The sequence below is a fragment of the Streptomyces sp. NPDC111744 genome (assembly GCF_055634995.1).
In genome coordinates, this window is the sequence record NZ_JBVKCG010000029.1 from 87,206 (window position 1) to 96,641 (window position 9,436).

The following is a 9,436-nucleotide window of genomic DNA, read 5'->3' on the forward strand; positions in this document are numbered from 1 at the left end:
ATCGTGGAGACGATCTATGCGGCCAGTCCCTCGGTCAAGGTGGCCCAGTAGTCACGTTCGTAGTCGATCGGGCTCTTGAACCCGCACACGCTGTGTAGCCGCCTGGCGTTGTAGAAGTCGGTGATCCAGGTGGCGATCCTGATCCGGGCCTCGGCGCGGGTGTCTCCGAAGGAAGCTGATCGCTGTTGAGCGGCTGACACATGGCGCGGCGGGCGGAGCGACGGCACACGGCGGCGCCGATGCCCAGCGGCAGCCGTGAGCGAGGCGTGGAACGATCCTGCGGTCGCCGTTGGCCCGCAGTCGACACTCTTTCGAACGACTCGTTGATCGGGAATGCTAAGAGACGGCTGAACGACAAAGTCCGAACAGAGGAGCCTTTGCTTCAGCGCGATTCCTAGGCGGCGGCTACTGCAACCGCTACCGGTGAGGGCCTGCACCGCACGGTGGTTGCGGCGAAGGTTGCCGCCCAGTTCGGTGGAGTTACCCCGGTCTCACAGACACGAATGGATTTGTGAGCTATGCGCCGGCGTAGAGGACCTTACTTGATGGTTCTGCGGCGTGTCGGCGCTCGAAGTCGGCAGGGCTGAGCTGGCCGTTCGCCGAGAGTCGGCGACTTGGGTTGTAGAAGCCCTCGACGTAGGCGAACAGGGCTTGCTCGGCGTGGTGGCGGGTGGGGAATGTGGTGCGATCGATGAGTTCTCTTTCCAGTGATGCGAAGAAGCTCTCGGTTACGGCGTTGTCATAGCAAGATCCAGTGCGGCCGGTGGAGTGCCGGATACCGGCCTCCTCGCAGCGCTGACTGGACGTCAGGCTCGTGTATTGCGACCCCTTGTCGCTGTGGTGCACCAGTCCGGGGCGCGGGCGGCGGGCCGCGGCTGCCATGGCGAGGGCGTCGGTGACCAGTTCGGTTCGCATGTGGTCGGCCATGGCCCAGCCGACGATCCTGGGGGAGAAGAGGTCCATGATCACGGCGAGGTAGAGCCAGCCCTCGTCGGTGGGCACGTAGGTGATGTCGGCGGTCCAGCGCAGGTTCGGTGCGCTTGCGGTGAAGTCCCGGCTGATCAGGTCAGGGGCCGGCTGGGCCCGCCGGTCCTGGCGGGTCGGCGATGCCCGGCCGGTGCGGCGGTGCACGCCGGCCAGCCCGGCCTGGCGCATCAGACGAGCGACGCGCTTGCGGCCCACACGCAGGCCGTCGAGTTCGCGCAGGTCGGCGAGGATGCGCGGGGCGCCGTGGGTGCCGTGGGACCGCTCGTGGTGCCCGCGGATCTTCTCAGTGCGCTCGGCGTCCTCCCGATGCCGGCGGGAGGGGCCGCGGTCCTTTCAGGCGTAGTAACCCTGCCGTGACACACCCAGCAGCCGGGCCATGAGGGAGACGTCGTGGTGTGCCCTGTTCTTCGTCGATCAGCCGGTAGCAGATCACCGGCTGGTCTCCCGGGCGAAGAAAACCGTGGCTTTACGGAGGATCTCCTTCTCCTCACGCAACTACTCGACCTCACGGCGCAGTTGAGTGGCGACCGGTCGAAGAGCGACATGCGGCGGTGTCGTGGTGCCATGGACGGCGTCCCGCGCCGCCCGCCACCGGATTTCCCGTGACCGTGCTCTGGAGTGTCACACCGCGGGGAGCGCCTGGCTCAGCTTCGAGGAGGCCAGCCGCGGGCGGTCTCACACCCGGCGCGCACGCGGACTTCGCCGTCCTCAGCGAGGACTACTTCACCGTGCCGGAGGACCGCATTCCATGGATCCGCTCCGAACTCACCGTGGTGGGAGGCGAGATCGTGCACAGCACAGGGACCCTCGCCCTCCCATGACCGCACAGACCGGGCGCCCCCTGTGGGCCGACGCGCGCCGCAATCGGCAGAAGATCCTCTCCACCGCGGGGTGCGTCTTCGCCGAGGACGGACTGGACGCGCGCCTTCGTCGCATCGCCGAGGAAGCGGGCGTGGGAACCGGCACCCTCTACCGGAACTGCCCGACCCGAGAAGCCCTTATCGAGGCCGTCTACCGTAAGGAACTGAGCGGGCTCTGCGACGCCGCCCCCGAGCTCCTGGCGACGATGCCGCCGCGCGAGGCACTCCACGCCTGGATGGGCCGCTTCCTCGACTACGCCACCGTCCAACCGGGGATGGCCGAGGCACTGCGCGCCGTCGTCGACTCCGGCGTCAGTCCCTGCGTCAGCCGCGAGCTGATGACGACCGCCCTCACCTCGCTCCTGGACACCGCGGCCGCCGAAGGCACCATCCGGTCGGACATCGGCGCGCCCGACCTGTTCGCGGCCCTGACCGGCGTCGCCCTTGCCGCCGGAAAGCCCGGACGACGCGAGCAGGCCGAACGCCTCCTCGGCCTCATCCTGGGCGGTTGCGCTGCGGCACAGCAGTGAGGGGCCGGCCGACGGGGTGGGTCCCCGGGCCGGCCGGCCCTCTGTCCTGCGTGCCGTCAGGTCCGTGCCGGACTCAGGGGTAGCTGACCAGGTAGGCCACGTTGCTGCTGGGGGTGACCTGGTTGCCGGTGCCGTCGATGATGTGGTTGATGGTGCCGGCGCCGCCCAGGACCGTGGTGACCATGCTGTGGAACTTCACCGTGGACGTGGTGGGCACCTCGATGGCATGGCCGAGTACCACGGAGGGGTTGTCGCGGAGATAGGCGTAGACGCCCACACCCCATGCCTCGTGGGAGGTCACCGAGTTGGCGACCTTGTACGAGGCGTAGCCGAGGTCGCCTCCACTGGTGGTCCAACTGGACTGGTCGGGCACGTCGTAGGGGGTCTCGCTCTGGTAGAAGTAGGTGCGGCCGCCGTTGCCGTTCCAGGTGGTCTGGTACTTCTGGTAGTGCTCGACCGCCAGGCCGTACATGGTGACGTTGTTGCCGTTGACGATCAGTCCGTTGACGGCCGGGTTGGTCGTCCAGCCGACGCCGTTGGTGTGGTCCGCCCGCCACAGCCACAGGTCGTCGCCGATGACGTCGTTGCTGTTGATGACCAGTGACTGGGTGGCCTTGCCGGCGACGTCGCCGCCGATGCGGAAGAACACGTCGTGCAGCACGATCGGGTCGGCGCTGTGCCCGGCGCTCGAGCCGGCCGGGCCGACCTGCATCAGCACGTTCGAGTTGGTGGTGTTCGCGCTGATCAGCAGCCCGGCGATGTCGACGCCGTCGACGTCGGCGGTGGTGATCGCGGTGACGCCGTTGTCCGGCACGAGGGTGGCCAGGCCCAGTCCCAGGACCACCGTGTCGGGGCGGGTGATGTTCAGCGGGGCGGACAGGTGGTAGACGCCCGGGGTGACGATCAGGTTCTGGCCCGTGGCGAGCGCGTTGTTGATCGTCGTGGCGGTGTCACCGGGCTTGACGATGTAGAACTGGCTGATCGGCAGCGAGGTGCCCGGAGCAGTGCCGTTGATCCAGTCGGGGCCTTGCACATTGGTGCGCACCGACGGGACGAACACCTGCCAGTTTCCTGAGCCGTCGACGTAGATGAACGGCTTCTCGCGCATCACCGGGCTCTGGGCGACGGTGGTGTACTGCGGGTTGGGGAAGCTGGTCGCCGGGGCGCCGGTGTCGCCGACGAACACCATGTTCCAGTTGTGCCCGGTCCAGCCGCCGTCCATGGCGGTGTTCTGGGTGAGGAACTGCTGCTGGGTCCCGGAGTTGATCTGGCCGGAGACCCGGGAGTTGCCGATGTAGCCCCCGCTGGACCAGTTGGTGGTGGTGCCGTGGGTGTCGTCCCACAGCTTCATGCTGCCGTGCACATCCATCCGCCGGAACGGGTCGGCCTGCGAGACCGCCCACATGGTGCTGCCCGAGCTGGGGCTCACGGACATGTTCTCGGCGTCGCGCCAGAAGTTCTGGGTGGCGTTGCCGTCGCTGGTGTGACCCTCGACGTGCACGCCGCCGCCGGTGATCGACACCTGGTCCGGTGACAGGCCCAGCCCGGAGACCTGGGTGTAGTAGCCGACGGGGATGTCGACGTTGTACGTGCCGGGAGTGAACAGCAGGGCGTTGCGCTGGGTGCCGAACTCGTTGGTCTGCTGGGTGCTGTAGACCGAGTTGATCTTCGACTGGATGGTGGACATCGGCATCGACGGGTCGAACACCGTCACGTTGGGGCCGAAGTCCGGGGTGTTGGCCGGCGGGGTGATGCCGCCGGAGATCGTGAACGACTGGGCGCCCGTGCCGTTGCAGGTGTACTGCTGCAACTGGACGCTGTCGGCGGTGGACGCCGACGGCACATCGAGACACTTGCCGCTGTTGCGGTTGACGAAGCGGTAGGTGCCGGAGGCCTCGGCGACCGGCAGCCACTGCTGGTTGGCACCGCCGCCGTAGAGCCACAGCTGGGTCAGCGCACCGTCGGCGGTGGAGACGTCGGTCTCGTCCCAGACCTGATTCGGCGCGGAGGCCACGCCGATGCGGTAGTAGCCACCGTCGGTCGCGGTGAACTGCCAGGACTGGCTGCCGGTGCCGTTGCAGGTGTACTGCTGCACGGCGGTGCCGTTGGCGGTGGCCGCGGCACGCGCGTCCACGCACTTGCCGCTGTTGGCGTTGACGACGGTCGTGGGAGCGGTGGGGATGGTCGCGGCGCCGGCAGCGGGGGCGGAGACCAGCACGATACCGGCGGCCGGCAGCAGAAGGGCGGTCGTGAAGGCGGCTGTGCGTCTGCGGTGACGGGTGGCTCTTACGAGCCCGGCGAGAGAGTTGATCACGCGTGTCTCCTCGGTCGCGGATGCGGGGCGCGATGCGGATCGGACGCTAAGCGCCGTCCGACGGGCCGTCAATACTCATCAAAAAATAAGCCATGAACTAAGCCCTCAGAGAAGGGAGATGAGCGGGAACGGCCCTGATGTCGAGGAGACCTCGTCGACGACGTTCACGGCGGGCACGGTGCTGGCCGCACCGGCCGCGACCAGCGGCGGCGGCCATGGAACACGTATGGCCGCCTCCCCGTCGGGGGCGCGGCGGGGAGGCGGCCGATGAGAGGGAGGGGAGGGTTTCAGGGCCTGCGGCGCCGGGCGGGTGCCGATGGCAGGGTCTGGGCGCTGCCGGGAGCGGCGGGGACCTCGTCGGAGGCGAGCATGTCGTCGCCATACAGGTCCTGCAGCCAGTTTGTCTGGTAGATCGGTCCGCTTCAGCCTGCAGTGGTAGATCGGGTCGGTCTTGCCCTTGGTGGTGTACACCGAGGTGATCCGCACCTCGGTGCGCTGCCCCTGGCTCTTCATCAGCCTTCTAGTCCCTCTTGGTGCGCCATCACCTCCGCCTGCAGTATCGGCCCCGGCCCGGACAGTGCGGCGATCCCGACGATCACCCCGCCGACGATCAACCACCCGTTCGGCGCGGCGGTGATCAGCAGCGAGAGAGTCGCGATCAGCGTCAAGGTCCCGAGCACCAGTCCGAGCCCGCTCCAGTCCGGATTGGCGGACAGCGACGACAGCCCGACGATCACCGGCGGACCGAGAAACGCCATCGTGGTGAGGCGGCGGACCTGCCGGGACGAGGTGGCGGTGGCTGTGCGAGGCACGGCGTCAGCGTGACGAACGGGGGCGTCAGGCTGAAGAGCGGGGTCCGTTACTGCGGTCGCGCTCTCGATGAGCACCTGTGATCCGAGCGATGTGGCGTGCCTGGCGCACCGGCCAGGTGTGTCCAGCACTCGGCGGTGTCGATGTGGACGCCGAGGATCGCCGCGGACGTCGACGCCGTGGGCGACCGGGCGGCTGGAGAGGTCGTGGCCTGCGTAGTGGCGGCCGGGCAGGCGGCTGGGGAACAGCCGGCGGCGCCGAGCTTGGCCGGGTTGGCTCTCCTGGAGGCGTTGGACGGGTTCGGCTTGTTGCTTGACCAGGCGGTCCATCGCTGGGGGTAGGAGGGTGCGGTGGCGTCCGAGGGCGATAGTGCTGCTGCCCTTCGCGGTGCGGTGGACGTCGTCCGTCTTGAGGGTGGAGATACAGGTGATTTTGGCGCCGTAGAGCAGGACGAGTGCACCGACTGCCCGGACGTCGGCGGGCAGGTCGGTGTCGCTGACGCATCGGGTGAGCAGGGCGACCTGCTCGTCCTGGTCGGCGAAGTTCGCCGGTTCGCTGTCGCGCCATCCGGCGACGGCCGGACAAGCGCCCACTTCAGCGCTGAGCTGGGTAAAGCCCTCTGGGTCACCCCTGCGGACAACACAAACCCCGGCCCTGTGACGGACTGGCGACGGGTGGGCCAGCTAGGCCCTGTCGTCACATTCCCGCCTGCCCCGCGACGCCATGCATGCTCCCCCAGAGGGGGGACCCCCACTCGCCGCACCGGGCCCGGACCCGAGTACATCCAGTAGGAGGGTCAGGGCCCGGCACTCCCCCCAGCCTTCGGCCGGGGGGACCCCCAGAGCACGCACCTGACGCCGCGGAGCCGCCCTCCGGGCGACGACGGGAATTCGACGACAGGACCTAGGCCGGAACCCCGCCGGCCGCCATGCACCGATTACACGCGGGCGCGGGCGCGGGCGAGGCCTGGGCCCGGTCGTTCGGAGTGTGTGATTGCCGTCGCTGCGCATATTCGTGTGGCCTTTTAGAGTCGTCTCGCTTTCTTCGATGGCGCCGGCGCGCCCTGGACTGTGTGCGCCGTCTGGCGCCCGATGTGACACAAGCGGCCTCCATCGTGTGGCCATAGAGCCGTGCCTCGAGGAGGAACGTTCATGCTGGCCAGGAGGATCGGCGCGGTCGCCGCAACAGCAGTGGCGCTGGTTGCAGCCCGCGACCTTGTCCAGAAGCGGCACGCGCTGCTGCGCAACTTCCCGGTGATCGGCCACGCCCGGTACCTGCTGGAGACGATCGGGCCGGAGCTGCGGCAGTACATCGTGACCTCCAACGAGGAGGAGCGCCCCTTCAGCCGTGACCAGCGCACCTGGATCTACGCGTCGGCGAAGGAGGAGAACAACTACTTCGGGTTCGGCACCGAGGTCGACGTCGAGCACGTCCAGGGGCACGCCTACCTGAAGCAGCGCACCTTCGCCGGTGCTCTGCCCGACTCGCACGACCCGCAGGCCCCGCTGCCCTCGGCCAAGGTGCTGGGCGGTCCGCGCGGGCGCGCCAAGGCCTTCCGGCCGGCGAGCGTCGTGAACATCTCGGCGATGAGCTTCGGCTCACTCTCCGGCGCGGCCATCACGGCGCTCAACAAGGGAGCGGCGCTGGCGGGCACGATGCACAACACCGGCGAGGGCGGCCTGTCGCCGTACCACCGCAATGGCGGCGACTTGGTGCTGCAGATCGGCACCTCGTACTTCGGCTGCCGCAACGAGGACGGCAGCTTCAACCTCGAAAAGCTCAAGAACGTGGTCGCGAGCGCCCCCGTCAAGGCGATCGAGATCAAGCTCTCCCAGGGTGCCAAGCCGGGGCTGGGCGGGATGCTGCCGGGCGCCAAGGTGACCCCGGAGATCGCCGAAATCCGCGGCATCCCCGTCGGCAAGGACTGCGTCTCCCCGTCGCGGCACACCGCGTTCAGCGACGTCGACTCGATGCTCGACTTCGTCGAGCTGCTCGCCGGCGAGACCGGTCTGCCGGTCGGGGTCAAGAGCGCGGTGGGAGAGATGGGCTTCTGGCAGGAGCTGGCCACGCTGATGGCGCGTGGCGACCGTGGTGTCGACTTCGTGACCATCGACGGCAGCGAGGGCGGCACCGGAGCGGCGCCGCGAATCTTCGCCGACTCGGTGTCGTTGCCGTTCCGGATGGGCTTCTCCCGGGTCTACGGCACCTTCGCCGAGCTCGGGCTGACCGACGAGCTGACCTTCATCGGCTCCGGCAAGCTCGGCCTGCCCGAGAACGCCGCGGTCGCCTTCGCCCTGGGCGCCGACATGATCAACGTGGCCCGTGAGGCGATGCTGTCGATCGGCTGCATCCAGTCGCAGAAGTGCCACACCGACAAGTGCCCCACCGGCGTCGCCACCCAGAACCAGTGGCTGGCCCGCGGCCTGGACCCGACCTCGAAGGCCACCCGGACCGCCGTCTACCTGCGCACCCTGCGCAGGGAGCTGATGAAGGTCTCGTCGGCTGTCGGCGTCGCCCACCCGGGACTCATCACCGCCGACGACATCGAGATCATGAACGGCGACTACGAGGCTCGCACCCTGGCCGGTGTCTACGGCTACAAGGACGGCTGGGGCGAGCTCGGCCCGCACCTTGCCAAGGAGATCACCGAGCTGCTCGTCTCCACGCCGACCTCCACGACCACCCGGCCGGAGTGATCGCAACGTGTCCGAAGAAGTGAGATTCAAGAGCGTCGTCGTTCCCTGAGCTGGCCGGGTCGATCGACCTGACGGAGGGCGAGGTCCGGGGCTGGGGGATCTTTGTCCACGGATTCACGCTCGGCAGGAACTCGCCGGCCGCCTCGCGGGTCAGCAAGCAGTTGGCCCGCGAGGGGATCGGCGTGCTGCGCTACGACAACCTCGGGATCGGCGACTCCGACGGCGACTGGGGTGACGGTTCCTTCACCGTCAAGGTCCAGGACACCGTCCGCGCGGCAAACCTGATGGCAGAGCGGGGGACTCCGGCGGATCTGCTGGTGGGTCACTCGTGGGGAGGCGCCGCCGCCATCGCCGCGGCGGCCGAGGCGACCGGCGTCCGCGCGGTCGCCACGATCGGGATGCCCGCCGACCCCAGCCACGTGGAGCACCAGTACGACGCGGTCGTGGACCGCGTGCTCAGTGAGGGGCAGCACGAGTGGTTCGTCGGCGGGCGGACCCTGCTCCTCAAGCGCGCCTTCGTCGAGAACGTCCGCCGTGCCCGTCTGCACGAGCGGGTGCGCGAGTTGGACCAGCCGCTGCTCGTGATGCACTCGCCCACCGACGACACCGTCGATATCGCCAACGCCGGGGAGATCTTCCGCAAGGCGCGGCACCCGCGAAGCTTCGTCTCGCTCGAAGGAGCAGACCACCTCCTGACCGCACCAGGGCAGGCGCAGCGAGCCGCCCACATCATCAGCGCCTGGGCCGACCAGTACATCCACGCCTCACGAGCCGCGGGAAGGGGCATTTTGGGTGTTTGAGTGGGCGTTTAGGTATGCCCTACGCCGTTATGCCGCTCTTGCGACTGCTGCTCTTTGCAGTGATTTGCGCTCCATGTGCAGCTTCGCGGCCTTCCAGGCTCCGGTCTCGGCGCCCATTTCCTCCGTCTCTCGCACTCAGATTCCGTCTGGTCTATGGACGTCATAGAAACGCCGTACTGATGAAGTAACGCCGTCAGCGGCGTTGTTCGTGTAAAAGCCCTCTCGTGAGCCAGCGGAAGCCGTACCCCAGCGACCTGTCCGACGCCCGATGGGCGTTGATCGAACCGACCTTATCCGCCTGGAGGAAAGCCCGACTCGACCGCAGACCCACCGGCCAGCCGGACCAGGGCTTCGGCATAGTCGTCTGACGTCCGGTTCGTGATCAAGCGAGGCCAAGGATCGCGAGGGGGCGGCGTGGGTCACGGGCGTTGCGACGAAG

Annotated in this window: 8 protein-coding genes and 2 pseudogenes; 6 read left to right on the forward strand and 4 right to left on the reverse strand. The window is 68.3% G+C overall.

The window, feature by feature from the left end; genetic code table 11:
• Window positions 1-14: 14 nt before the first annotated feature.
• On the reverse strand, window positions 15-200 hold the full coding sequence (locus ACZ7OO_RS38715) for a hypothetical protein (protein WP_471512157.1): 186 nt from the start codon (window positions 198-200) through the stop codon (window positions 15-17).
• A gap of 316 nt (window positions 201-516) precedes the next feature.
• Window positions 517-1,305: pseudogene (locus ACZ7OO_RS38720) on the reverse strand (IS3 family transposase); the annotation flags it as partial.
• Between the two features lie 290 nt (window positions 1,306-1,595).
• On the opposite strand from ACZ7OO_RS38720, the gene ACZ7OO_RS38725 reads away from it, so the two are divergent.
• Together ACZ7OO_RS38725 and ACZ7OO_RS38730 are read left to right on the forward strand one after the other, a co-directional pair.
• Window positions 1,596-1,808 (forward strand): amidohydrolase family protein, encoded by a 213-nt coding sequence (locus ACZ7OO_RS38725; RefSeq protein ID WP_471512165.1) that lies wholly within the window; start codon window positions 1,596-1,598, stop codon window positions 1,806-1,808.
• Window positions 1,805-2,377, forward strand: a complete 573-nt coding sequence (locus ACZ7OO_RS38730; protein ID WP_471512158.1) for a TetR/AcrR family transcriptional regulator — start codon at window positions 1,805-1,807, stop codon at window positions 2,375-2,377. The genes ACZ7OO_RS38725 and ACZ7OO_RS38730 overlap by 4 nt, the downstream gene beginning before the upstream one ends.
• 73 nt (window positions 2,378-2,450) lie before the next feature.
• Here ACZ7OO_RS38730 and ACZ7OO_RS38735 read toward each other — a convergent pair whose 3' ends face one another.
• Complete coding sequence (locus tag ACZ7OO_RS38735; RefSeq protein WP_471512159.1) at window positions 2,451-4,691, reverse strand: RICIN domain-containing protein; 2,241 nt, start codon at window positions 4,689-4,691, stop codon at window positions 2,451-2,453.
• Window positions 4,692-4,809: 118 nt separating this feature from the next.
• On the opposite strand from ACZ7OO_RS38735, the gene ACZ7OO_RS38740 reads away from it, so the two are divergent.
• Window positions 4,810-4,962: a hypothetical protein gene (locus tag ACZ7OO_RS38740; protein ID WP_471512160.1), complete on the forward strand. Its 153-nt coding sequence runs from the start codon at window positions 4,810-4,812 to the stop codon at window positions 4,960-4,962.
• A 241-nt stretch (window positions 4,963-5,203) separates the two neighbouring features.
• Here the strand turns inward: ACZ7OO_RS38740 and ACZ7OO_RS38745 are convergent, their stop codons facing one another.
• On the reverse strand, window positions 5,204-6,094 hold the full coding sequence (locus ACZ7OO_RS38745) for a hypothetical protein (RefSeq protein WP_471512161.1): 891 nt from the start codon (window positions 6,092-6,094) through the stop codon (window positions 5,204-5,206).
• Between the two features lie 558 nt (window positions 6,095-6,652).
• Between ACZ7OO_RS38745 and ACZ7OO_RS38750 the strand changes: the two genes are divergently transcribed.
• The 3 genes and pseudogenes from ACZ7OO_RS38750 to ACZ7OO_RS38760 all read left to right on the forward strand — a co-directional run.
• Window positions 6,653-8,197: an FMN-binding glutamate synthase family protein gene (locus tag ACZ7OO_RS38750; RefSeq protein WP_471512162.1), complete on the forward strand. Its 1,545-nt coding sequence runs from the start codon at window positions 6,653-6,655 to the stop codon at window positions 8,195-8,197.
• Window positions 8,198-8,295: 98 nt separating this feature from the next.
• Window positions 8,296-8,997, forward strand: coding sequence for an alpha/beta hydrolase family protein (locus ACZ7OO_RS38755; protein ID WP_471512166.1), 702 nt, complete (start codon window positions 8,296-8,298; stop codon window positions 8,995-8,997).
• A gap of 224 nt (window positions 8,998-9,221) precedes the next feature.
• A pseudogene (locus ACZ7OO_RS38760) lies at window positions 9,222-9,338 on the forward strand (transposase); the annotation flags it as partial.
• Window positions 9,339-9,436 lie beyond the last annotated feature (98 nt).

Coding starts and splice junctions, on each gene's coding strand:
- ACZ7OO_RS38730 (WP_471512158.1), top strand. CDS start 1,805: ATGACCGCACAGACCGGGCGCCCCCTGTGGGCCGACGCGCGCCGCAAT.
- ACZ7OO_RS38750 (WP_471512162.1), top strand. CDS start 6,653: ATGCTGGCCAGGAGGATCGGCGCGGTCGCCGCAACAGCAGTGGCGCTG.
- ACZ7OO_RS38740 (WP_471512160.1), top strand. CDS start 4,810: ATGAGCGGGAACGGCCCTGATGTCGAGGAGACCTCGTCGACGACGTTC.